24 protein-coding genes are annotated in these 23,922 nt (G+C 43.4%); 8 read left to right on the top strand and 16 right to left on the bottom strand.

The window, feature by feature from the left end:
- Window positions 1–26 precede the first annotated feature (26 nt).
- From HBHAL_RS04735 to HBHAL_RS04725, 3 genes are all read right to left on the bottom strand, one after another.
- Window positions 27–848, bottom strand: coding sequence for a carbohydrate ABC transporter permease (locus tag HBHAL_RS04735; protein ID WP_014642219.1), 822 nt, complete (start codon window positions 846–848; stop codon window positions 27–29).
- Between the two features lie 14 nt (window positions 849–862).
- The gene (locus HBHAL_RS04730; RefSeq protein WP_014642218.1) at window positions 863–1,741 is read right to left on the bottom strand and encodes a carbohydrate ABC transporter permease; all 879 of its coding nucleotides are present in this window, start codon (window positions 1,739–1,741) and stop codon (window positions 863–865) included.
- Between the two features lie 94 nt (window positions 1,742–1,835).
- The gene (locus HBHAL_RS04725) at window positions 1,836–3,134 is read right to left on the bottom strand and encodes an extracellular solute-binding protein (RefSeq protein ID WP_014642217.1); all 1,299 of its coding nucleotides are present in this window, start codon (window positions 3,132–3,134) and stop codon (window positions 1,836–1,838) included.
- Window positions 3,135–3,285: 151 nt separating this feature from the next.
- Here HBHAL_RS04725 and HBHAL_RS04720 point away from each other — a divergent pair, with 151 nt between their 5' ends.
- From HBHAL_RS04720 to HBHAL_RS04705, 4 genes are all read left to right on the top strand, one after another.
- A complete protein-coding gene (locus tag HBHAL_RS04720; protein WP_014642216.1) occupies window positions 3,286–4,488 on the top strand; it encodes an ROK family transcriptional regulator in 1,203 nt (400 codons plus the stop codon).
- A 23-nt stretch (window positions 4,489–4,511) separates the two neighbouring features.
- The gene (locus HBHAL_RS04715) at window positions 4,512–6,116 is read left to right on the top strand and encodes a glycoside hydrolase family 43 protein (protein ID WP_014642215.1); all 1,605 of its coding nucleotides are present in this window, start codon (window positions 4,512–4,514) and stop codon (window positions 6,114–6,116) included.
- Window positions 6,117–6,580: 464 nt separating this feature from the next.
- The gene (locus HBHAL_RS04710) at window positions 6,581–6,802 is read left to right on the top strand and encodes a YuzF family protein (RefSeq protein WP_051005589.1); all 222 of its coding nucleotides are present in this window, start codon (window positions 6,581–6,583) and stop codon (window positions 6,800–6,802) included.
- A 12-nt stretch (window positions 6,803–6,814) separates the two neighbouring features.
- Window positions 6,815–7,705 carry a manganese catalase family protein gene (locus HBHAL_RS04705; protein WP_014642214.1) on the top strand — a complete coding sequence of 297 codons (891 nt, stop codon included), beginning with the start codon at window positions 6,815–6,817 and terminating at the stop codon, window positions 7,703–7,705.
- Between the two features lie 116 nt (window positions 7,706–7,821).
- Here HBHAL_RS04705 and HBHAL_RS04700 read toward each other — a convergent pair whose 3' ends face one another.
- The 13 genes from HBHAL_RS04700 to trpE all read right to left on the bottom strand — a co-directional run bounded on the left by HBHAL_RS04700 (window position 7,822) and on the right by trpE (window position 21,854).
- Window positions 7,822–9,486, bottom strand: a complete 1,665-nt coding sequence (locus HBHAL_RS04700) for a M4 family metallopeptidase (RefSeq protein ID WP_014642213.1) — start codon at window positions 9,484–9,486, stop codon at window positions 7,822–7,824.
- Between the two features lie 43 nt (window positions 9,487–9,529).
- On the bottom strand, window positions 9,530–10,126 hold the full coding sequence (locus tag HBHAL_RS04695) for a CalY family protein (protein ID WP_014642212.1): 597 nt from the start codon (window positions 10,124–10,126) through the stop codon (window positions 9,530–9,532).
- 60 nt (window positions 10,127–10,186) lie between these two features.
- Window positions 10,187–10,750: a signal peptidase I SipW gene (gene sipW / locus HBHAL_RS04690; protein WP_014642211.1), complete on the bottom strand. Its 564-nt coding sequence runs from the start codon at window positions 10,748–10,750 to the stop codon at window positions 10,187–10,189.
- A gap of 19 nt (window positions 10,751–10,769) precedes the next feature.
- A complete protein-coding gene (locus HBHAL_RS21340; protein ID WP_014642210.1) occupies window positions 10,770–11,837 on the bottom strand; it encodes a DUF4047 domain-containing protein in 1,068 nt (355 codons plus the stop codon).
- A gap of 269 nt (window positions 11,838–12,106) precedes the next feature.
- A complete protein-coding gene (locus HBHAL_RS04680) occupies window positions 12,107–12,757 on the bottom strand; it encodes a response regulator (RefSeq protein WP_014642209.1) in 651 nt (216 codons plus the stop codon).
- Window positions 12,758–13,560: 803 nt separating this feature from the next.
- On the bottom strand, window positions 13,561–14,973 hold the full coding sequence (locus HBHAL_RS04675; protein ID WP_014642208.1) for a sodium:solute symporter family protein: 1,413 nt from the start codon (window positions 14,971–14,973) through the stop codon (window positions 13,561–13,563).
- 357 nt (window positions 14,974–15,330) lie between these two features.
- Complete coding sequence (locus tag HBHAL_RS04670) at window positions 15,331–15,912, bottom strand: anthranilate synthase component II (RefSeq protein ID WP_014642207.1); 582 nt, start codon at window positions 15,910–15,912, stop codon at window positions 15,331–15,333.
- 28 nt (window positions 15,913–15,940) lie between these two features.
- The gene (trpA, locus tag HBHAL_RS04665) at window positions 15,941–16,741 is read right to left on the bottom strand and encodes a tryptophan synthase subunit alpha (protein ID WP_014642206.1); all 801 of its coding nucleotides are present in this window, start codon (window positions 16,739–16,741) and stop codon (window positions 15,941–15,943) included.
- 1 nt (window position 16,742) lies between these two features.
- Window positions 16,743–17,936: a tryptophan synthase subunit beta gene (trpB, locus tag HBHAL_RS04660; RefSeq protein ID WP_014642205.1), complete on the bottom strand. Its 1,194-nt coding sequence runs from the start codon at window positions 17,934–17,936 to the stop codon at window positions 16,743–16,745.
- On the bottom strand, window positions 17,911–18,573 hold the full coding sequence (locus HBHAL_RS04655) for a phosphoribosylanthranilate isomerase (protein ID WP_014642204.1): 663 nt from the start codon (window positions 18,571–18,573) through the stop codon (window positions 17,911–17,913). The genes trpB and HBHAL_RS04655 overlap by 26 nt, the downstream gene beginning before the upstream one ends.
- Complete coding sequence (gene trpC / locus HBHAL_RS04650) at window positions 18,570–19,334, bottom strand: indole-3-glycerol phosphate synthase TrpC (RefSeq protein WP_014642203.1); 765 nt, start codon at window positions 19,332–19,334, stop codon at window positions 18,570–18,572. The genes HBHAL_RS04655 and trpC overlap by 4 nt, the downstream gene beginning before the upstream one ends.
- Window positions 19,327–20,349 (bottom strand): anthranilate phosphoribosyltransferase, encoded by a 1,023-nt coding sequence (trpD, locus tag HBHAL_RS04645; protein ID WP_014642202.1) that lies wholly within the window; start codon window positions 20,347–20,349, stop codon window positions 19,327–19,329. The genes trpC and trpD overlap by 8 nt, the downstream gene beginning before the upstream one ends.
- Window positions 20,346–21,854: an anthranilate synthase component I gene (gene trpE, locus HBHAL_RS04640; protein WP_014642201.1), complete on the bottom strand. Its 1,509-nt coding sequence runs from the start codon at window positions 21,852–21,854 to the stop codon at window positions 20,346–20,348. Before trpE ends, trpD begins: the two co-directional genes overlap by 4 nt.
- Before the next feature lie 508 nt (window positions 21,855–22,362).
- Here trpE and sigY point away from each other — a divergent pair.
- From sigY to HBHAL_RS04615, 4 genes are all read left to right on the top strand, one after another.
- Window positions 22,363–22,887, top strand: a complete 525-nt coding sequence (sigY, locus tag HBHAL_RS04635; RefSeq protein ID WP_014642200.1) for an RNA polymerase sigma factor SigY — start codon at window positions 22,363–22,365, stop codon at window positions 22,885–22,887.
- Window positions 22,877–23,188, top strand: coding sequence for a YxlC family protein (locus HBHAL_RS04630; protein ID WP_014642199.1), 312 nt, complete (start codon window positions 22,877–22,879; stop codon window positions 23,186–23,188). The genes sigY and HBHAL_RS04630 overlap by 11 nt, the downstream gene beginning before the upstream one ends.
- A 226-nt stretch (window positions 23,189–23,414) precedes the next feature.
- Window positions 23,415–23,609 (top strand): hypothetical protein, encoded by a 195-nt coding sequence (locus HBHAL_RS04620; RefSeq protein WP_014642197.1) that lies wholly within the window; start codon window positions 23,415–23,417, stop codon window positions 23,607–23,609.
- Window positions 23,590–23,919, top strand: a complete 330-nt coding sequence (locus tag HBHAL_RS04615) for a YbjQ family protein (protein WP_014642196.1) — start codon at window positions 23,590–23,592, stop codon at window positions 23,917–23,919. The genes HBHAL_RS04620 and HBHAL_RS04615 overlap by 20 nt, the downstream gene beginning before the upstream one ends.
- The last annotated feature ends 3 nt before the right edge of the window (window positions 23,920–23,922 follow it).

The raw sequence follows: 23,922 nt of genomic DNA, 5'->3' as shown, positions 1-23,922 counted from the left end.
ACCAGCAGATGAGGCTTTTTTTAAAATTACCCTTTAACAGCACTCGATGAGATGCCTTCTACTACTTTGTTACTGAAGAAAATAAAGGCTAATAGAATCGGCAGGAGACTAATAATCAGGGTAGCTCCTATCGCTCCCCAATCTGTCATATACTGACCGATAAAGTTCTGGATTCCCACTGTCAAGGTCTTGTACTGATCGGAACTGATGAAGGTGTTTACAAACACAAACTCATTCCAGTTGTAGATCATGTTGATGATCACAATGGTCGATAATACCGGTGTGGTCATCGGCAGGATAATTCGGAAGAACAGCCGGTGAATCGAGCATCCATCGATGATAGCGGCTTCTTCAATTTCACGTGGCAATGTATAGTAAAACCCTAGCAAAATCATCATGGTAATTGGCAAGTTGTATGCCGTATAGGTAATGACTATGGACCAAGGGTTATCTATCAAATTCACATTTAAAAACATATTGAAAAGTGGAATAATGGCGGAGTGAATAGGGATCATGAGTCCGACCATAAATAATCCAAGCACTAAACTGCTGAGTTTCCACTGCATCCTTGTGATCGCAAACGTTGCCATACTCGCGAGCAGCGAGGTAAGAATAATCGCAACTACCGTAATCCAGACACTGTTCAAGAAATAGGTACCGATTCCTCCCTGCCAAACCGTTAAGTAATTTTCCCACTTCCATTCCTGCGGAAGCGCAAATGGAGATCCAGCAAATATCTCACGGTTTCCTTTTAACGAGAATAAGAAGAGCCAGACAATCGGCAAAATCTGAAATACAGCTACCAGTCCTAAACATAAATAAAGGAAGATATAGCCGAGGCGATTCATGGGGTAACCTCCTTTTAATATTGAAGTTTTTCTTTATCAGCAGTTAATTTACGAACAATGACTGTGACAATGAGTGTAATGACAAGAAGCAAGAATCCAATCGCACTTCCATAGCCGAAATCATTGGTACTAAAGGCCAATTTATACATATAGGAAGCCATAACTTCACTTGCTCCATTCGGCCCTCCTCCGGTCATGACGTAGATCAGATCGAAGTACTTTAATGAGCCAACAATTGCAAGAACGATGGTAACTTTCACAACCCCTGCTATCAGAGGAAGTTTAATCCGGTAGGCAATCTGTAAAGGTGAAGCACCGTCAATCTTAGCCGCTTCAATCAGCGATTCCGGGATGTTCTTCAAAGCTGCATAGTAAATCAAAATGTAAAAACCTGCGTACTGCCATAAAATCGGGATAAAAATTGCATACAGAACAATATCCGGATTCGCAAGCCAGGCCGGTGGATTTTCCACTCCTAATCCCATCAGCATCTTGTTCAATATTCCGTTGGATGGGTTAAAGACTTTAATCCACAATTGGGCTATGGCAACCGAGGACAAAAGCATAGGAATTAAGTATATTTTTCTTAACAGATCGGCTCCTTTAATTTTGGACGCCAGAATCATAGATATAGCCAGATATACGATTAAGCTTAATGTTGAGAAAAAAGCTAATAAAAATGAATGAAACGCACTATCCCAGAACTTCATATCCTGCACTGCGTTTATATAATTTTCCATTCCGATAAATTCCATGTCACCAATTCCGTTCCAATCCATCAGCCCGTAATAAGCCGACAACCCTAACGGTATAAATATAAGGATTCCGACAAGGATTAAGGCTGGCAATACATAGAAGGCGATCATCCATTTATTGGACATTACTTTATTCACTGATATTACCTCCTCCCCTGGTGGGGTAGAAAAGGAGTTCCGGAAGCCGGAACCTCCTTTTCTAATTTAACTAGTCGTCTTGTTATCTATTACTCTATTCTTCGCTGGACATCGCTTCCTGATGAGCTTCAGCGAATTCTTCTGGTGTAATTTCACCGCCGAATAAAGCTTGAATTTGATTCAAGTGAACTTCTGCTGCATCGGGGCTCATTTGTACATCCGCAAACAAGGTGATGTTGCTTGCATTATTTAAGTCATTTAAGACATCGACGTACATTTGTGGAAGATCCATAGATTCGGCATCTACTTTAGTTGCCGGGATCACACCTGCATCTTGCACGGATCTTTCACCCCATTGCTCTACAAAGAATGAAACAAAATCTTTCGCTTCTGCTTTCACATCAGAATTTTCAGCTACGAACAAGCCAACACCAGGACCACCCACAAAGCTGCTTTGATCTCCCTGGCCATTAACAGTTGGGAACTTGAAGTATCCGACAGAGTTCCTGAAGTCCTGCGGAACATCTTCATTCGTTGTATAGTTAGGAAGATCCCACGTGCCGATCATGTACATGGCTGCCTGGCCACTCATAAACATACTCTTAGCTTCCTGATCCGAAAGACCATTAAAACCAGGGTTAAAAGCATTCATATCCGTTAATTCCTGAATTTTAGCTGCTGCTTCTACAAATGCAGGGTCTTCAAAGGAACCGCTTCCATTAATAGCTTCCGTTAGGGCCTCTGGTCCGCCGATTCGGTCAGCCATATACATATACCATAGAGATCCTGTCCAGCGGTCTTTGTTACCTAGAGCAATTGGTTCTACTCCATTCTCTTCAAGAGTGGAAACCACTTGCTTCAACTCTTCATACGTTTGCGGAACTTCTAATCCGTACTCTTCGAAGATGGACGTATTGTAATAGATGGGTGCAACGTTTAATTCAAGTGGAAGACCATACGTTGTACCATCTATTGCATAGGCCTCCGTTGTCCCTGACACGAAGGAGTCCTGAAGACCACCCTCCAGCACATCATCTAAGGAAGCAAATTTATCCCCTTCAACATAAGGCTCCAGATATCCGGCCGCCCAGGTCATCCCTACATCTGGTAATTCGTTCGATGTAGATAGAACTTTCATCTTATCCTTGTACTGTTCGTTACTTAATACTTCGACTTCAACGTTTACGCCTTCATTATTACTCTCAAAATCAGCCACAATATCTTCTATTATCTTGTGGTGCTGAGCCGAACTTCCTTCGGGCCATAAGTGCATAAATTCAATTGTTTTTTCATCCTGACTGGCACTACCCTCATCCGCTCCGCCGCTGCAGCCAACAAGAACCAAAACGAACGATGTAATCGCCAAAAACAATGTAACCGCTTTCTTTTTCATCTAAATTTTGCCCCCTATAAATTCAGAATTTTTACATCCTTTTCGAATGTTAATTACAATGTACCAGACGAAACTTAGTTTGTCTAGTGGATAAACAATGTTGTTCGTGCTATAATTGGGGAAACTTTTTTAAGAAGTGGATGGATGCGAAATGAAAAAGCTGAATACATGGAATCAGTACACCATTAAGAACGGAAACAAATCATTAGTATTAGAAACCATCATGAATCAAGCTCCAATCTCCCGAGCTGAAATTGCTAATAATACCGGCCTGAATAAAGGTACGGTCTCCTCTCAGGTAAGTGAACTGTTAAATGAGGATTTAATATATGAAAAAGGCCCGGGAGAATCAAGCGGCGGCAGACGTCCGGTAATGCTTTTATTCAATCAGCATGCGGGATACTGTATTGGTATTGATATCGGAGTTAATTATCTTCTTGGCATTCTGACAGACTTAGAAGGAAATATTTGTGAAGAGACCTCAATGAATTTTCATCAGCTTTCCTATGAGCACATCAACGAAGAACTGTGTAAAATTATTGATCAATTAACAGCTGCCGCTCCTCCAAGTCCCTATGGAATTGTAGGTATTGGAATCGGCGTTCCGGGTGCAGTTAATAAAGATGGCAAGGTGCTGCTTGCCCCGAACCTTGGCTGGCAGAATGTTGAGCTTAAACAGCCGCTTGAAGAAAAATACGAATGCCCGGTGATCATTGAGAATGAAGCTAACGCAGGTGCTTATGGAGAGAAAAAATTTGGAGCCGGCAAAGACGGAAAGGACATTATCTACGTGAGTGTCGGCGTAGGGATCGGTGTCGGACTCGTACTTAACGGTAAATTGTACAGGGGCAATAACGGATTTTCCGGAGAGATGGGCCATATGACCATCGAAGTTAATGGCGATAAATGCCGCTGCGGTAATAACGGCTGTTGGGAATTATACGCCTCCGAACAGGCCCTGATTGCCTACGGGAAGAAGCTTGGCTTTTCTGAAGATCAGGATACTTTAGCAGAAATGATTGAGCTGGCAAATACAGGGGATATGGAGCCGATTCAGTCCTTCCGTACGATTGGAGCTTATCTTGGAGTCGGCATTACCAATATCATCAACTCTTTCAACCCGGAAAAAGTAATTATTGGGAACCGTCTAGTTGCAGCCAAGCAATGGATTGAACAGCCACTTCTCGAAAAAACAAAAAATAACGCTCTATGGTTCCAGAAAGATGATTTAAATGTAAGCTTTTCCGAATTACACACCCATGCCACGGCACTTGGAGTGGCTGCCTTTACCTTTGAGAATTTCCTTAAAGTCGATATTCACCACGCTCCTGCCTATAAGCTTATGAATAAATAATTTTCTATAGAGGTGATGTTACAATGTCAACTATTCAAAACCCGATCTTAACTGGATTTAACCCGGATCCGAGCATCTGCCGGGCCGGCGATGACTATTATATCGCTGTCTCGACCTTTGAGTGGTTCCCTGGAGTTGGGATTTACCATTCCAAAGATTTAAAAAACTGGCGTCTTATTTCACGTCCATTAAACCGCTTGAATCAGTTGAATATGAAAGGCAATCCGGATTCAGGTGGTATATGGGCTCCTGCTCTCTCCTATGAGGACGGGCAGTTCTGGCTTATCTATACCGATGTAAAAGTAGTGGATGGACAGTGGAAGGATTGTCACAACTATCTAGTCACCTGCGATACAATCGACGGTCAATGGTCCGACCCTATCCACTTGAACAGTTCAGGCTTTGATCCTTCCCTGTTTCACGATGATGACGGAAAAAAATACTTAGTTAACATGGTGTGGGATCACCGTATTAGAAACCATAACTTTTATGGCATTGTGCTCCAGGAATATGATCATGGCGAACAGAAGCTTATCGGCAAACCACAGATTATCTTTAAAGGAACCGATGTTAAGCTAACCGAAGCTCCTCACCTTTACAAGCTGAATGGTTATTATTACTTGCTGACAGCTGAAGGTGGTACGAAATTTGAACATCAGGCGACCATCGCCCGCTCTGAAAATCTGGAAGGTCCTTATGAAGTGCATCCTGACAATCCACTGATCACGACGTGGCCGTATCCAAGAAATCCACTTCAAAAGGCTGGGCATGCGTCTTTAGTGAAAACGCATACAAATGAATGGTTCCTTGTCCACTTAACTGGCCGTCCGCTAACACCGGAAAACAAACCATTGCTCCAGCCGCGAGGATACTGCCCGCTCGGCCGAGAGACGGCCATTCAGCGCCTGGAATGGAGGAACGAATGGCCTTATGTAGTAGGTGGAAACCAGCCCTCTCTCTCGATTGAAGGCCCCTCCATCGACGAACACCCATGGGGGCAGGATTACGATGAGAAGGATGATTTTGAGAACAAGGAATTGAATCATCATTTTCAATCGCTGCGCATTCCTCTTGGGAAGGAGATACTTTCTCTTGAAGAAAATCCAGGACACTTGCGCCTGTATGGCAAAGAGTCGCTTACCTCTCCGTTTACTCAAGCTTATGTCGCCCGTCGCTGGCAGCACTTTCAGTTCACAGCGGAAACCAAAGTTGATTTCGAACCTGATTCCTTTCAGCAGGCAGCAGGACTTGTGAATTATTACAACACCAGGAACTGGACCGCTCTGCAAATCACCTGGGATGAGGATAGAGGAAAAGTCCTCGATGTGACTACATGTGATAATTTTACATTTGATCAGCCTTTGAACGAGCCGGTTTCCATTCCTGATTCAGCTGATTCCGTTTATTTAAGATCTGAAGTAAAAGAGAATTTTTACTATTATTCCTATTCCTTTGATGGCGAGGAATGGCAGGGCATTCCGCTGACCTTTGAATCTTATAAACTATCAGATGATTACGTGGACGGAGGCGGTTTCTTTACGGGAGCTTTTATAGGTATGCAGTGCCAGGATTTATCCGGCCGCAGCATACCTGCCGATTTCGATTATTTTATTTATAGGCCCTGTTAAATCTCAGTATCAATAATAAAGGTAAGCTCCCCTTACTTGAAGACTTGATTTCGAGATAGTGGGGGCCGTTGCCAAATATAGATGAGGGCGGCTACGGAAACAACTCGCTTTCCTGCGGGGTGAACATGATAGGTGAGGCCCCGGAAGGCGCCAGCCTGAGGAGACTCAGCACATGCCCGCGGAAAGCGAGCCGTTCCCTGGAGTCCCTTTTTTCCGCAATTTATCTCGAAACTGAGTCTTACAGTAACCGGCCCTATTGCGTAATAGCTCTTATAAGAAAATCAACAATAGACTTTTACAGAGCCTATTTATTATGAAACAGTAAAAGCAGCTTATCCACTTGGATAAGCTGCTTTTCTTATGAATAACTATTTTTCATTACAGAAATTCTTAAACAGGATAACTATTATTTGTCCACCTCTTACATATACATCAATGAGACTACCTGTGAAGGAGATGAACCAATGAATTCCCAGAATGTGTCGATGAATTCAGCGATCGATCCATATGTATACCAGACACTAATGTCCATTCAGGGGAGGCCGGTCGTTGTACAGACAACTCAGGGTTCTGTGAGGGGAATGCTGAAAACGGTTATGCCGGACCATATCGTGGTTGAAGTAAGCGGAACCCCTTTTTTCATTCGAACGCAGCAGATTGTCTGGGTCTTCCCTGATCAAAGATAAAAGGAGGATGCTATGTTTAAGCGCATCAATCGTATGCAGATTGCTCTGACGATTCCTGAGCATGGAGATGCTAATGCGGCCGCTGCCGTACAGGAATTGCTTGGCGGCAAATTCGGAGAAATGTCCACATTGAATAATTACATGTATCAGTCCTTCGGTTTTCGTAACAAAAAGAAGTTCAAACCCTTTTATGATCTGGTGGCAAGCATTACGGCGGAAGAATTCGGTCACGTAGAACTCGTAAACAATTCCATTAATCTATTAACCCGCGGCATTACGTTTACAGGAGATCCGGATATTGCACCTTTGCAGAATGGGCTCAATAAACGCAATACGTATCAGTTTATTGCAACCGCCCAGACGGCTCTTCCAGGTGATTCGATGGGCAGAGCCTGGACAGGAGACAACGTCTTTAACAGCGGGAACCTGGTCTTAGATTTACTGCATAACTTTTTCCTGGAGCTTGGGGCCCGAACGCATAAGATGCGTGTGTATGAAATGACAGATCATCCAACGGCCCGTGAGATGATTGGATACTTATTAGTACGCGGTGGCACCCATGCGCTCGCTTATGCGAAAGCACTTGAAATAGCCACTGGTGTTGATGTGAAAAAAATGCTTCCTGTACCTGATTTGGATAATTCCAAGTTTGACTACGCCCGCCCGTTTATTGAACAGGGATTGGATAACATTCTCTATACGTGGAGCGATACGGATTATCAGGATATTAATAAGATTTGGAAAGGAACCAATCCTGAAAGCGGTGAGCCCTTACAGGTGATCCAGGGAACACCGAAAGGAGCCCCCATACCTGATCTGGATGATCTGCCGGAAGAGTTTGCCCCGGGAATTGACCGTGACGATTATGAACGGATCGCAAAAAAGCTGATGGAAAACTTATAACTTATACTTTATGCAAAACACTTTCAGCGGTCTTATCCTCTTTTGGAGGATACTGTAAACGTTAGTTTGGAGATATAAAAAGAAGCTCTTTCGTTTGAAAGAGCTTCTTATCTGGGTTATTCTACTCCAACTGCATCATAAGCCTGCATAACAGCACTTACTTCCATTGAATTTTCCCCATATAGGTCAACAGCTGACTGGATAGCGGCTTGCCTCATCATACTGAAGTCTGAAGTCGCCGTTAGATATTTCGTTAAAGCACGATAGTAGATTTGTTCAGTTGCCTCTCTTCCTACTCCTTCTACCTCCACATCATAATGAGTTCCGCCTTCCGAGACTAGATAAGCAGCCTTATTATTAATACTTGAATTAATATGGACGCCACCGTTATCTAACTCTCCGGTGTACAATTCACTATAATGATCCGGATAGCCCCTGTCAGGATAAAATGGATGAGGCACCTGAGATGGATCTTTCAGAGAACGGAGACCATCGCCTTCTTTTCCTGGCGTATAGATGTCTTCTCCCATCCACCAATCATCCCGATCTACCATGGCTCCTAAAATGTCAGACAGCGATTCATTTAAAGCACCAGGTTCATCCTGATATACAAGATCAGCCGAACGATCGGTAACAGCGTGTGTCAACTCATGACCAATAACATCGACAGCTCCTGATAACGGAATAAAAGTTTCACCGTCCCCGTCGCCGTACATCATTTGTACACCGTTCCAAGCGGCATTATTCCAGTTTTCACCTACGTGAACGGAGGAAATCATTCTAGCCCCGTTGCCATCAAATGAATCTCGATTGAAGGTTTCTTTAAAATAGTCATAAACGATCCCTGCGTTCTTATGAGCATCCACTGCAGCCGCATCACCAAAGTACTTATGACCGCTCGTGACTTCTTCTCCATGGTAACCAAGCAATTGAGAAAATAGGTTAAACCATCCGGGTTCCATATTGAGGGCATCGAATGTATGAACGCCGTCTCCACGGGTCCCGTCAAACATGTAGTAATCTCCCTCTTGGAAAGTCACTTCAAACATTTCTTTATTTCCAAGGACCCCTTCTCCAAATGCTTTTACGTGATCAATCGCGTTGTAGTTATCCACGATCTCTCCTGTTTTAGCATCGATGAAGTAATGGAAATAACCCGGTTCAGGATCTGAGGTTGAAGCTTTTACTAAATAGGTCAGTTGAAACTTTCCATCAAATTCGTAAATGAAAAGTTCACTGGAAGGTGGTGCGTCATAAGCCTCTACCTCCCCGATTTCCTTCTCAATAGAAGCTTTAGTTGTTTCGATTGCTTGCTCTCCTGTAATTTCAGCGTTTGTGTCTATTCCTTTTTCATCCATATTCGGTACAACCTTGCCAAAGAAGGCTTTTACTTCATCCTCCTCATTCAGGGTAACAGTCTGATGAGCCCCATAGACTGGCACTCCTTTATACTGCTCAGTTAAACGCACGTGGGAAGTACCCGCTTTTGCATCTTTTTGAGTATCTAGGACTTTGAAATTCTCGTTACTGTTTCCTTTTAGTTTGAACTTATCTTTTTGATAGTTAAGATAAGACAAAGCAATATCTTCTACGGAATGCGACTGCTTAGTTAAGGATGAAAACTTGGGCATCTCCCAGTTTTCAATAATATAAGACGGGGTACCATACTTTTCATTCATTTTTAATTTTGAATCGTCCGCATGGATACTGCTGGCCCCGATACCAAGACCGCTTAGAGCTAGCGTTAACGTAAGTGTCGATGAAACTACTTTTTTCTTCATCCAATCACCCTCCTGTTAATTCAAGATTAGTAACTCCCTCTGATCACTCGTAATCTTCACCATCGGTTTGATTTGCATGGAATTGCCAAGTAAGATTCAAGTCGTCACCTTGAAACTCATTTTGGTCTTCACCATTATCAACAAATTCAAATTGAACCCATAGAGTATCTTCATCGCCTACATCTAAGCCACCGCGTTGTTCCCATAGCGGATCGAATACGTCTTTCGCTACTGTGTCAGGATCCATGCCCTGCAGTTCACTTAAGGTCGTTTGGAAAACAGGCTCGCTTTCTTTATCCCAGTTCCACAAGAAGTTTACGCGAATGTGATCCCCAAGATCTGAGCCGTTATTGTCACCTTCAGCGTCAATCACATTATAATCTGTTAATAGGCTGATAGACTTGATATCAAGAGTGCCTTCGTTACCTAATTTGAATTCTTTAAGTACCGTGTCCCCTGGCTTCAGGTCATTCACATCCACAATTACTTCCGGATCAACCGACACATCTAACGTTCCCATTCCAAACGTATTATTGGTCGTTTCTGTGTCGCTGAAGTATGCATAAGTTCCTCCTCCCATTAATGATAGCCCTAAGGACGCAGTCACCACTCCAGCACTTACTTTCTTAAAAAAACTCATTCCATCTCCTCCTTTTTATTTGTAAACTCTTATGTATGGAAAACATAAGAAGTGGAACACTTATTGATTCGTTGAGGCTGTTTCATGTTGTTTTTTAAAGTCATTGACGGCTTTTCTAAAAGTCAGACCGCCATAGATAAACAATAGGATACCGGGCACAAACAGCAGCAGGGCTGCCCCGGATTTAGAGCCGGCATAATTTACGATGTGACCCAGATAAGGGATCGTGAAGCCCGTATAATGTCCCACCACATTTTCAGATAGTACAGGGTCAAGATCAGCTCCATCATTATTATCCCCTTGAGTTGTATAAAGAGTTTCATTATTCGCCTTTTTTACTTCCGTAACCCTGTGAGTTACGAGGTTTTCATTTTTATCAATAAAGGTGAGGACATCACCTTTTGAATACTGCTGGTCTTTTTCCGTTAATTTAATGGTTATAATAGAACCCGTTTGAAACGTCGGCTCCATGGAACCAGATAGGACCGTTTTAAATTGATAACCTAGAATGGTCGGTTCTCCTCCACTGGCCTTTACCGCTATAACCACCACCGCCAAAGTAAGAATAACTAGAACGGTCAGCACGGATATGATTTTCTTACAAACTTTTAACACCGTTTTCATGGTGGAAACCTCCTGATTTCTATTGATCTTGCTTTAAATCTTTTGACTCTGACTCTGCTTCCACTTCAGCAGCATCCTTTTCTTCTTGCTCTTCTTCTTTTTCATTCTTTTTATCTTCAGTTGTGGATTTCTCAGCAGGCTTTTCTTTCTCTTCTTTCGCAGAAGCCTTATCCTGCTCTTTTTCTTTGTTGCTTTTCGGTTTAGAAGAATCGGAAGTGCTGGATTTACTATCTTGTTTGGAAGTATGGGAATTCGTTTCCTTTTTATTTTTGGACTTACCTTCATCCGACTCCGCTGTCTTTTCCCGATTACTTTCTTTCGGGTCGCCTATGTCCTTCTCTGGCTTAGCTTTGTCTTCTTTTTTGCCAGAGGACTGCTCTTTTTCTTTCGATGCATCTTCGTCTTTTTCTACTTGAGCTTTATCTTCTTGTTCCGCATTTTTTTCTTCTGTTTCTTTTTCTTCTTCTTTTTTGGCAGAGGACTGCTCTTTTTCTTTTGGATCATCTACCTCTTTTTCTTCTTGGTCTTTATCTTCTTGTTCTGTATTTTTTTCTTCTGATTCTTCTTCTTTTTTCTCTTCTTGTTTTTCTTGCTGCTCTTTACGTTTTTCTTTTGCTTCTACTTTCGCCTTTTCTTCTATTTTTTCATCCGTTAGTTCTATATCCATTTTTTTATAGCGAGCCAACACTTCCTCTATTTCCTCCAGTCCCTCTGTAACAAAAGGAAGATCATCTTTCTTATGAGCAATAAGTAGATTTACTACTTTTTTATGTAAAGCTTCAAACTCTTCCATGCTCTCTTTCAGTTCAGTACGACTTTCTTTGAGTTCCTTTAAATCTTTGTCTTCTTCTAAAAGGGTGAGGAAAAGAGAGTGTGTATGCTCGTAAGTCTCTTTTAATTCTGCTACTTTTTCTTCTACTTCGCCGGGAAAAAGAGAAGCTGTAGAAATCGTCATCTGCTGCTTTTCTTCGGAAACAAAAGCAGCCTCCGTGTCTGTGACTAGCTGCGAAAGTAATGAAACGACAAGACTGAGAGTGAAAAGAGGAACAAAAATGAATGAAATCACACGCAGATGCCAGGGTTTCATAAAATCCTCCTCTCTACTTGCGTGTTTATCTTGTATCTATCATCTTATATTTCGAATATTCTTAACATTATCCGTTCAGCGTATTTTTATATGCCTTTAGAATTAATAGAAGATGTACACCAAAGGTACTAGTCCATCTATATCTATTGATTCCAAGTTGGCTTTAATATTCCACCACCACGCAAAAAAGGTTCCGATTATCAAATTTCGATAATCGGAACCTTTTTTGTTTGGTTATGGATGATTATATCTCCCTGTAAAATTGCTGGTTAATCCACGCCCACGGGAGGCAGCAGTTTATTTTGAACAGCATAAAGAACGGCTTGAGATCGACTTTTCACTTTTAATTTACGATAGATGTTGCTGATGTGTATTTTTACAGTTTTATCACTGATATACAGAATATGGGCAATTTCCTTATTCGTGTGACCTTTCGTCAGTTCATGCAATACTTCGTGTTCACGCTTCGTAAGTTGGGAATCCGAAGTCATAGCATTTTTTCTTCTTTTATAGTTCATAACTAAATTCTTGGTCATCGAAGGCGGGATCACACAGTCACCCCGGTAAACATTAATAATCCCATGAATAAGCTCATCACTAGAAGTATCTTTTAACAAATAACCAGCAGCTCCGGCATCTAAAGCTCTCTGTAAGTATTGCTCATCGTCTGCAATGGTCAACATGAGTATTTTAACTTTGGGAAAGTGCTTCTTCACATATCTGGTCACTTCAATTCCACTTTCCTCCTGAAGATGGATATCCATAATCACAACATCCGGCTGGCAAAGACCGATTTTCTCCTTTAGTTCATTTGCTGTACTGGCTTGTTCAACCACTTCTAATCCCTTAGCTAAGTTCACTACAAGCGCAATTCCATCTCTTAGTACGCTATGATCATCAACAATCATGACTCGAATCATATTGCTCATCTACCTCCTGCTTTACTGAACAAACTTCACGGTTTGAATTTGACAAAATTCTACATAACGAACAAAAATATGATAATGAACAGAATAGAGTGGGAAATAACATGCCGTAAGCATGTACGTATAAATACGCCTCCTAACTATTGATATTATTAGATTTCGCACCTTTTCTATTAATTCTATGGACTTGTTTAAAGTCCCCTAATCTCTATGTATAAGACATATTTTACCATCAAAAGATAATATTTACTACTATTGACTTACATTTTTGTTCTTAATTGCGGATTTTTTTGGGGTTCATCGCTTCCTAAAAACGAACCAGCCTTATCCGTATGATTTAAATAGCCGGTGCCTCCCCACAGTAGCCATCCCCTGAATCATAGATTTTTTGTAAGGAAATTACTATGCAAAATTAAAAAGACTGTCGAGATAACCGAGGTCGCTGAAAAACTGAAAATTTATGAAAGGCAGACTCCAAAAAAAAGCGTGCTAGATGGGTTTAGCTTCCCTCCAGCACGCTTTTCTTTCACTTTTATAAGTTCCAGAATACCCCTCTTTTTAAATGGATACCCTTTGTTTCCACGATGAGCGTTCGGTGGTGACGCCTGCGGGAACAGCGCGAGCCGAAGATCCACTTGGTCAAGTGGTATTCTTGACCAAGTTAGCTTTAGGCCGTGCCCGCGGCAAGCATGCACCGACAAGCGATTCGTGAGAAGCAACAACAACCTGCCACAACTTCCCTGGGTAGAAAGGGGTTTTTCAGTGGCCTCGAGATAACCTCGACAGTCATTTTAATTTTAGGCATTAGAAGTCACACTGCGCGTTTGATAGTTGTTCGTCGTCAGTAGAGTGGCAACAATCAACACAATGACCGCTACAGGCACGGCCACGACTACACTATTGACCTCAAACGGCTTCTGCAGGATGATTTCCCATGTAAGAGTGGCTACAACTCCTGCCACCATAGAGGATACGCCTCCTACTGCGTTCACACGCTTCCAGAAGAAGACTGCCAGGACAGCAGGCGTAAGTCCTGCTCCGTATACCGTGTACGCATACATCTGAACGCTCAGTACAGTTGGGAAATAACTGATGAGCAGGTAAGAGAAAATCCCAAGTGCTGCGATAAAGATACGAGTCATCGATAATAGCTTTCTATCCGATGCATCCTTATTTACGTATTTTCCATAGAGGTCATACGTTAAATTAGTAGCTGCAGATAATAGATATGAGTTTCCTGTTGTGATAATAAAGGACGCTGCGGCAGCAAGCAGAATTCCGCCAATAGCCATTGGCATCGCTACCGTGGTAGCCATCAATGCCATACCCGGATCAATATTTGGGAATAAAGAACGTGATGCGAAGGCAATCAGTGAAATGGAAGGTGAAATGACAAGCATTGCAATCAGCCAGCCAAGCTGTGCGCGTTTAGCTGATTTGTCCCCTTTGGAGGATGCCAGACGTTGGTACATATTCTGATCCCCTAATAATAAGAATAGGGACGGAAGTAAATACCCGATCATTTGAATGGTTGTTAACCCGCCAGTAGAACTCATATGAGATTCGGGAACATTAGCAACTACTTCACTCCAGCCGCCTGCGACAGCTATAATTGTCGGTACCGTAATGATCAGTCCACCGACCATGAGGAAACCACTGATGGCATCTGTCTGTGAAACCGAACGTAGACCGCCGATCATAGCTAAAAAGATAATCATAGCTGCGCCAATTATGGTACCGGTCTGTACGCTCATTCCTGTGGTTAAATTAAGTATAAAGCCAAAGCCTTTCATTTGATAAGAAACGATACCTACATAGGCAAGAATGATAATGACACTCGCAATGTTACGGGAGGTTCGCCCGTATTTTGCTTCCAGAATTCCTGATACCGTGAATTTTCCATACGCACGAATTTTGGGAGCAACTACATAGAGAATGATAATACCGACTAACGTTGGGAGCATCATCATCAAAGATGGAAGAATGCCGTAACTAAAGGCCATGGACGTCTCTCCGCCAGATATACTGCCGCTGCCTGTCCAGGTGGCAAGCAGGGTTCCCATTAAAACAAAGGGCCCAAGGCTCTTCCCTGCTAAGACGAAATCTTCACTGCCGGCTACTTTTTTGGACATAAAAATACCGATGCCAACCATAATTAAACCATATATAACTATGAACCATAATAAATTCGGATTTTGCTGTAATTCCATAACTACTCAATCATCTCCTGATGTATTAGTTGCTGGTTCTTTGCTGAGTCGTCTTTATTGCATCGGCCGATGAGTTAAGCGCTCTCTGAACACAACGATATTTAATTTATCACACTTTAAAAGATTGTGAAAATAGCAATTTCATATGGCTTTAGAGCCATTTTAAGCCATTTTTGACGGATGGAATATTTTCACAATCTATTTTGAAAGCGATAACGCCATAGGATGAAAAATTTGTATGATTTTTATGAAATTTCTAATTAATGAAGCGAAATCATAATAAAATCTATTTTGAAAATGATTCAATAGTACTACAAAAAAGAAGCGGATATCTATGAATTAGACACCCGCTTCCTCTTAAATCAATGCTTTTATACGATTTTCCAGTAGATTTTTCAATAGCTGCTTGCCATCATTGGTACCGATCGATTCAGGGTGAAATTGGACCCCTTCAATAGGATATTCTAAATGACGAAGACCCATAATTTCTCCTTCGATCGTAGTAGCTGTTATTTCCAGACATTCAGGAAGGTCTTCACCATCCACAATGAGAGAATGGTAGCGCATGACCTCCATAGGATTGTTTAACCCCTCATAAATCCCACGACCCCCGTGAAAAATCGTGGAAGCTTTTCCGTGCATAAGTTTGTCCGCACGTACAACCTGTCCACCAAATACCTGGGCGATGGACTGATGACCAAGGCATACGCCAAAGATGGGTGTGCGGCCTTTAAAGTAATCGATCACTTCAAGGGTTTGGCCTGTTTCATCCGGGGAGCATGGCCCCGGTGAAAGAAAAATCAAGTCTGGCTCTACTGCTTCTATCTCTGCTATATCGATTTCATCATTACGCCTGACTAGAACCTCTTCCCCGAGCTCTCCTAAATACTGGACCAGGTTGTAGGTAAACGAATCATAATGATCAATCATGTAAATCACTCAGCTCCACTCCTCTCTGCTGATTTGCTTATTTAACAAGTTCAGCAATGCTGTTTGAAAAGCTCTTCAGAGCCCCACTTTTCTCGCCGCTGTTAATTTTATCAAGCTCGTTTTCTATTAAACGAATTATTTTACTGCCAATAATGACACCGTCCGCATGTTCACGTACAATTTTTACATCCTCATTGGTAGAAACGCCAAAGCCTACTGCGACAGGAACCGGACTGTATTCTTTCACTTTTTTAATAAAAGCCAGCGATTCTCCTGTCATCTTGTTTTCTCCGCCCGTTACCCCAAGCGTGGACACACAGTATAGAAAGCCTTTCGCGTTTTCCGCAATCTGCTTGATACGTTGCTCAGAGTTTGGAGCTACCAGAGAGATAAATTCAATGTCTTTGGATTCTGCCTGACCTCGAATCTCTTCACTTTCTTCAAATGGAAGGTCGGGAATGAGCACGCCTTCGACTCCATTTTCTTCGAGTAATTCGAAAAACTGATCATGGCCGAGTCTTAAGACTGGATTGTAATAGGTGAAAATAACGACCGGAATGGTAAGACCGTGCTTCCGAAGCTGTGGGACAAGTTCAATCGCCTTTCTCAGCGACATTCCTGCATTAAGAGCTCGTCTCGCCGCGCGTTGAATCGTTGGTCCGTCTGCAAGAGGGTCAGAGTAAGGGACACCGAGTTCCAGTACGTCGGCGCCCTGCTGCTGAAGACGAAGTGCGAATGCGATCGTCATGGATGGACTGGGATCACCCGCTACGAGAAAAGGGATGAACAGGTCCTCCGTTTTTTCTAACTTTCCTTGAAACGATGTCTTCGTCAGCATACTAAACCTCCTCCTCGAAATGTTCCATCAGCGTCGCCATGTCTTTATCTCCACGGCCGGACAGGTTAATTAATATAGTTTCATCTTTAGACATGCTGCCGGCTTCTTTGAAAGCCTGAGCAAGCGCATGAGCGGTTTCAATAGCCGGGATAATTCCTTCACATTCCGTTAACAGGCGAAGAGCATCTAAGGCTTCTTTATCCGTGATAGATTCATAGCGTACTCGTTTCGTCTGGAACAGATGAGCGTGTTCAGGGCCGATGCCCGGATAATCGAGACCAGCAGAAATGGAATAAGGTTCTGTAATCTGTCCATTATCATCCTGCATCAAATACGTAAGGGAACCATGGATAACGCCAGGAGCACCCTTGGTAAGCGTAGCTGCATGTTCCGGGGTGTCAATTCCGCGGCCGGCAGCTTCCACACCGATTAATTCTGCGTCATCTTCAAGGAACGGGTAGAACATTCCCATCGCATTACTCCCTCCGCCTACGCAGGCGTAAATGCGGTTCGGCAGCTCCTGCTCCACTTCAAGGAACTGCTTCTTCGATTCGTCCCCGATGACCCGCTGGAAATCACGGACCATGCGTGGATACGGGTGAGGACCGACCACAGAACCAATTAGATAGAAGTGGTCTTCACAATTGGCTACCCAATAGCGGATCGCTTCATTTGTAGCATCTTTCAGCGTTCCATTACCGCTTGAAACGGAGACGACTTCCGCTCCAAGAAGCTTCATGCGGAATACATTCAATTCCTGACGGCGAATGTCTTCTTCGCCCATGAACACTTTGCACTTAAGCCCGAACTTAGCAGCTACCGTTGCTGACGCCACGCCGTGCTGGCCGGCACCTGTTTCGGCAATGATCTTTTCCTTGCCCATTCGTTTAGCAAGCAAGGCCTGGCCGATCGCATTGTTCAATTTATGCGCTCCAGTATGGTTCAGATCTTCACGCTTCAGATAAATCTTGGCTCCGCCTAAATAGTCACTGATTTTATCCGCATACGTAAGAGCTGTAGGACGGCCCGCATATTCTTCAAGTACATGATGATATTCATCATGAAAAGCCTGATCCTCCATAGCCTGATCAAGAGCATCTTCCAGTTCCTGAAGAGGTCCCATTAATGTCTCAGGTACATATTTGCCTCCAAAGTCACCGAATCTGCCTTTAACGTCTGGAAATACTTGCAACATTCCGCTCCACCTCTTTCGTAATCGCTTGTATTTTACTAAGATCTTTTTGTTCATCTTTTTCGATACCGCTTGATATGTCGATTCCTTCCGGACGGTAGGCAATTAATTCTGCCACGTTTTCCGGCGTAACTCCTCCGGCAATCAGGCAGGGAACTCCCTGTTCAAAAGCTATATCGCGATACTCCGGAATCGCTTCCCAGTCAAATCGGACACCTGTGCCGCCTGAGACTCCCTTTATCTTTGAGTCAATCAGATAGCCGTCAGCAACTCCCTGGAACACTTCCATTTGATTTTTCCCATTTTGCTGGTGATGAATGACCTTCCATACAGGAAGGCCGAAAGATTCCTTTATTTTTAACAAATCAGAGACCTTTTCGTTTCCATGCAGCTGAATAACATCGAGTGGAACAAAATGAAGTACTTCCTCTATTTCTTCAATGCTTGGATCGATGAACACCCCGACAAGCTTCTGCTTAGGACGAATCTGTCTCACCCAGCGACCGGCCAGCTCCGGGCGTACGTAGCGTTTCGTTTTTCTAACAAAAATGAAACCGACGTGTGTGGCACTGGAAGAGGTGGTTTTGGTCAGATCTGATAAGGAGCGGTTGCCGCAGAACTTAATGATAGGCTCCTTCATAACACATTGACTCCCGTCATTAGGTCATGAACACCTTTCTTAATGTCAGCCTGTTTCATAAGTGATTCTCCGACAAGTACTCCTTCAGCTCCGTAGCCGACTACTTCGCGTAAGTCTTCATTTGTAAAAATGCCGCTTTCCGAAACAAGAAGGGATTCTTTAGGAGCAAGCTCCGCCATCCTTTTCGTCTGAGAAAGCTTCGTTTCAAAGGTATGAAGGTTACGGTTGTTCACGCCAAGGATTTCCGGAGTGAATTCCTTCAGCACCTTTTCCAGTGTTTCTTCACTGTGAACTTCCACTAACGCTTCCATGCCCAGATCCTGAGCCTGCAGATAAAGTTCGTGAAGCTTTTCCGCCTCCAGTGCTTCACCGATCAACAGTACGGCATCCGCTCCAATATAGGCACTCTCCGCAATTTGCATGGAGTCGATGATAAAGTCCTTGCGTAAAACGGGAACGTCCACCACTTTTTTGATATCTGTCAAAAAGTCCCGATGGCCCTGGAAAAAGTGTTGGTCCGTTAGTACAGAAATCGCCTGAACACCAGCCTGGTTATATTCATGTCCGATCCGTACAGGATTGAAATCTTCACGGATGATTCCTTTAGACGGAGAGGCTTTTTTCACCTCTGCAATCAGTCCTGCCAAATGGGGAGAATTTTTCAAGGATTCCTTTAGTGAATAGTTTGTAAATGATTGTTCTTCTGGTAAGAAGAGGCGTTCTACCTCTTGGCGCTTCACAGCTAGAATGGTCTCAAGCATACTGGCGATCCTCCCTTTCCACTGCTACAGATTCAAAGTAACGACGGGTTACCCCTGTCTGGATGGCCTCTTGAACTTGCTTAACTCCGTCACGAAGGTCTTCGGCTTTCCCTGCTACATAAAGACCGGCTGCTGCGTTCATGGTGACAATTGTCGTTGCGCTTTCGTTCGCGTTACCGAGCATCACCGCTTCAATCATCGCTGCACTTTGTTCTGTTTTTTCTATTTGTATATCTTCGAGTTTTCCTCTGGTAAGACCGAGGTCTTCCGGGGTCACCGTCGTACGGCTGATGGTTCCGTCTTTCAGTTCAACCAGGTCGGTAATTCCGGTTATGGTTATTTCATCTAACCCATCACGGCCTGTCGCTAACAGCACGTGTTTCGAACCAAGGTTGTACAGCGCTTCGGCCATCTTCTCCGCATAGGCTGTGTCATAAATGCCGATTAGCTGACGGCGTGCATTCGCCGGGTTGGACATTGGTCCAAGCAGGTTGAAAACGGTACGGAAACCAAGTTCCTTACGGGCAGGACCTGCGTGCTTCATCGCCTGATGATACAGAGGAGCGAACATGAACGTCATTCCTTTTTCCTGTAGAGCTTTAGCGCCTTCCTCGGGAGTTGTATCGATCGGAATACCGAGTGTTTCAAGCACATCGGCACTGCCGCTTCGGGAGGATACTTTACGATTGCCGTGTTTCGCTACCTTCACACCCATGCTGGCAAGAATAATAGAAACAGCGGTCGAAATATTAAACGTAGAAGCTCCATCGCCTCCTGTACCGCACGTGTCCACAACAGAATCATCCTGAACATCAAGCTTCGTCATATTCTCTCGCATCGCCTGGACAAAGCCGGTCATCTCATTGACCGTTTCTCCGCGGTAGCTCATGACGCTCAGCATGCTCATCAGCTGTCCTGTAGTCGCTTCTCCCTTCATGATGGCGTCCATAGTAGCAAAAGCTTCCTTCTCAGATAAAGTCTCTCCGGATACTACTCGTTTTAAGATATCGTTCATTTGTACTCCACTCCTTCTCTGCTCGTCTCAAATACTTGCTCAGCTATTTGAATCGTTCTCTTAAGGGCACTTGCTTTACTTAACGTTTCCTGAAATTCCGTCTCTGGATCTGAGTCGGCAACGATCCCGGCGCCTGCCTGAATATAGAGATCTTTTCCGACCAGCGTCATCGTCCGGATCGTGATACAGGAATCGATATTGCCATCGAAACCGAAATACAAGATTCCGCCGCCATATAAGTTACGAGGGGTGGGCTCAAGCTCCCTAAGAATCTGCATCGCCCGCACTTTAGGGGCTCCGGATAACGTTCCAGCAGGGAAGGCTGAACTTACGGCATCAATGGGTGAAATGTCTGATCTCAGCTGCCCTACGACTTTACTGATGATATGCATAACTTTTGAAAATCGCCCGATGGTCATATATTCGGTAACATCCACCGAACCAAATTCAGCTACCCGTCCGATATCGTTGCGAGCGAGATCGACCAGCATGCGATGTTCCGCCAGTTCTTTTTCATCTGCTAAAAGTTCTTCAGCGAGAGCGTCATCTTCTTCCTGAGTGGCTCCACGCTTTCTCGTACCTGCGATCGGGTGAATTTCAAGTTTCCCTTCCTGCACTTCCAGTAAACGCTCTGGAGAGCTTCCAATTACTTCTACATCATTAAACTTCAGAAAGAACATGTAAGGAGAAGGATTGACGTTTCTTAATACGCGGTACAATTCAAAACCGCTCCGCTCTGTGACGGTGTGAAAGCGTTGGGATAATACAGCTTGAAATATATCGCCAGCTCGGATGTATTCTTTAATCTTCTCTACATCGCTCTTGAACTGATCAGGATGGTAATTGCTGTCGAGTTCCACACCTGCATCTTCTTCCAAGTCACCGGCAAGCATTAAATCCGGCAGTCCCTGGTGGTTCATTAGTCGCTGCTGCACTTTTTTAATCCGCTGTCTGGATTGTTCATATATAGTAGAAGAGAGCGATTCGTTATCGACTCTTGCATACGTTAAAATGGTTACTTCCTTTGTTTTGTGATGATACGCAATTAGCGTCTGGCAAAATAATAAATGATAATTAGATAAGTTCAATTCGTCCTGAATGGCGCGAGGCACTGGCTCATAATCGGAAATCGCATCATAACTGATGTATCCAACTCCCCCGCCTTTAAAAGGAAGTGGTACATCGGCCGGTTTTACATTCAGAGTGTTTACCACATGGTTAAACGCTTCTTTAAAAGTAGCAGCCGATTCTTTGGTCTTTTTTTGAAAATCAGAGATCACAAAAGCAGCCTCGTCTTCTTTTATTTCCATCATCGGGTCTAAGCCAATGAAGGAATAATTCGACCAGGGTGATTCCGGATCCTGACTTTCCAGCATATAAACAGCTTCATCATTGAGCGCATGAAACATGTGGATAGGGGTTAACGTATCGGTAAAAAAAGATTGGCTTACGGGAATGGTCTGATGCTCGCGGGCATCCTGGATAAATCTTTCGTACGTGGTCATGGGCTCACCTCTCCATATAAATTTATGGAGAATGAGACGTTGAGAGGATAAATATAAGAGGATGATAAATATACTTCTATATCGGCCAGGCAATCTTCCAGCTCCTTCGTCTGTTGATCCCTGTGCTCACTCAGCTATGCTCATCCTAGAAACCTCAACTCTACGGCTCTCATTCTCATCTCAACTATGCTTTATTCTGATCACTTTTAAATAGTCTATAAAATTCAGACAATAATGTCAACCATCGGCGTTTGGCTAAGTATTCAACCTTCTGTCCGTTCCCTTATCTACACAGTTTCGAGATGTTTGGGGCCGTTGCCATCAAAGGATTAAAATTGGTAAGAAAATAACTCACTTTACAGCGTCCCTACACGACGCAGGGCCTGAAAAATCAACTTAGAAGTTTTACAGAGCCTCTTTAAAAGAAGTTGATGAATTTTTTACATAAAATTTGAACGAATTCTGCTGGCTGTTCGTCTTATAAGTAAGTCGGAAATGAGGAATGATGATGGATTCTAACGACATTCAACTTGCTAAGCAGGGAGACCAACAACTTTTAGCTAAACGGCTCAAAGAAAATTACTCCTTCCTTGTCAAATACGTGTGGAAGATGAGCGGCGATGAGCAATTAGCTTACGACGTAACCCAAGAGACGCTCGTAAAAGCGATCCAGAAAATTAGTCAATATAAAGGAAAGTCCTCCTTCTCATCATGGCTGATCCAAATTGCCACTCATACGTACCTGGACATCAAACGAAAACAAAAGCGAGCCTTCACTTATGAACAATCCGAAACCGCACGCCTGAAGCGGGAGGAAATGACCGACTCCATACCTGCCGAATGGTATGACGTGCAGCAGGCCCTGCTTCAATTGGAGGACCAGTACCGCATCCCTATTGTATTAAAACATTACTACGGCTATGACTATGAGGAGATTGCTCAAATGACGAAAGTTAAAACAGGAACGGTGAAATCCAGAGTCCATTATGGGCTTAAACAGTTAAGAGAGGAGCTCTGCGACCATGAAGGATGACAAGAACATAGACAGCCTGCTGCGAACAACTGCCCATCAAATGGATAAAGAGATTGAAGTTGAGGAACCTTCCCTTGCTTACTTTACTGATTTAGTTCAGAAGGAAACCGAAGCCTGGTATAAGAGGCTGTGGATCGAACTCGCTCTCCTCTGGCTTACGGCTATCCTTTGCCTTAGCGTCTTAGCTGTCAGTGTGGTTTACGCCCCGCTTGTATTTATAGGAATTCAACTGCTTTCCGTTATCGTTCTATTCGGTTACTACTTTAAGGAAAACTCCAGAACAGTGGCGTGGCGATCATGAAGCATTATGGACCTGAAGAAATCCCATTGTGGGGGATTTTGTTAATCGGGATTATATTAATTACACAAGGCTCTATTCTTTACATTAAAGCAAGAAAAAGAGGCAAAGCCCCCTGGTTATGGGGAATTATAGGACTTATTCAATTTCCAATTCCAAGCCTGGTATACTTGATCCTCACTAAAACCGTCTGGAGTGAGAAGAAGAACACCAAGGGGTCAGATCATTCATGAATATTCTGCTGATCACCCTGGCTATAACCGCTCAGTTACTGGGATATGGGCTCCTCTTTTTTCATCTGGGGGCAGGAATTGCCCTTGTATTAAGTTCCTATTTACTTTTAATCATCATCCTATACAGATTAATTCTTGAAAGAAAAAAAGAAAAAAGAGAGGAAGATCAACGTGATTATCGTGACTACTGACTTTATTCCAGGTTATGAGATTAAAGAGTTAAAAGGATTTGTAAGAGGCAGCACGGTTCAGTCTAAACATATTGGCCGTGATATCATGGCTGGATTAAAAAACCTGGTCGGAGGAGAGATTACGGACTATACCAATATGATGGATCAGGCTCGCCAGCAGGCTATCGGACGGATGATAGAGCACGGAGAGTCGAAAGGTGCAGACGCCGTTATAGCCGTACGGTTAGAGACTTCCAGCATATCAAGTTCCGCTTCCGAGATCATGGCCTATGGAACAGCGGTCACACTAAACCCGTCTCCTAGCAACTAACAT

It is taken from the genome of Halobacillus halophilus DSM 2266 (assembly GCF_000284515.1).
Lineage (GTDB): Bacteria > Bacillota > Bacilli > Bacillales > Halobacillaceae > Halobacillus > Halobacillus halophilus.
The sequence above is the reverse complement of the archived record's forward strand: the minus strand, read 5'-3'. Positions and strand labels throughout refer to the sequence as shown.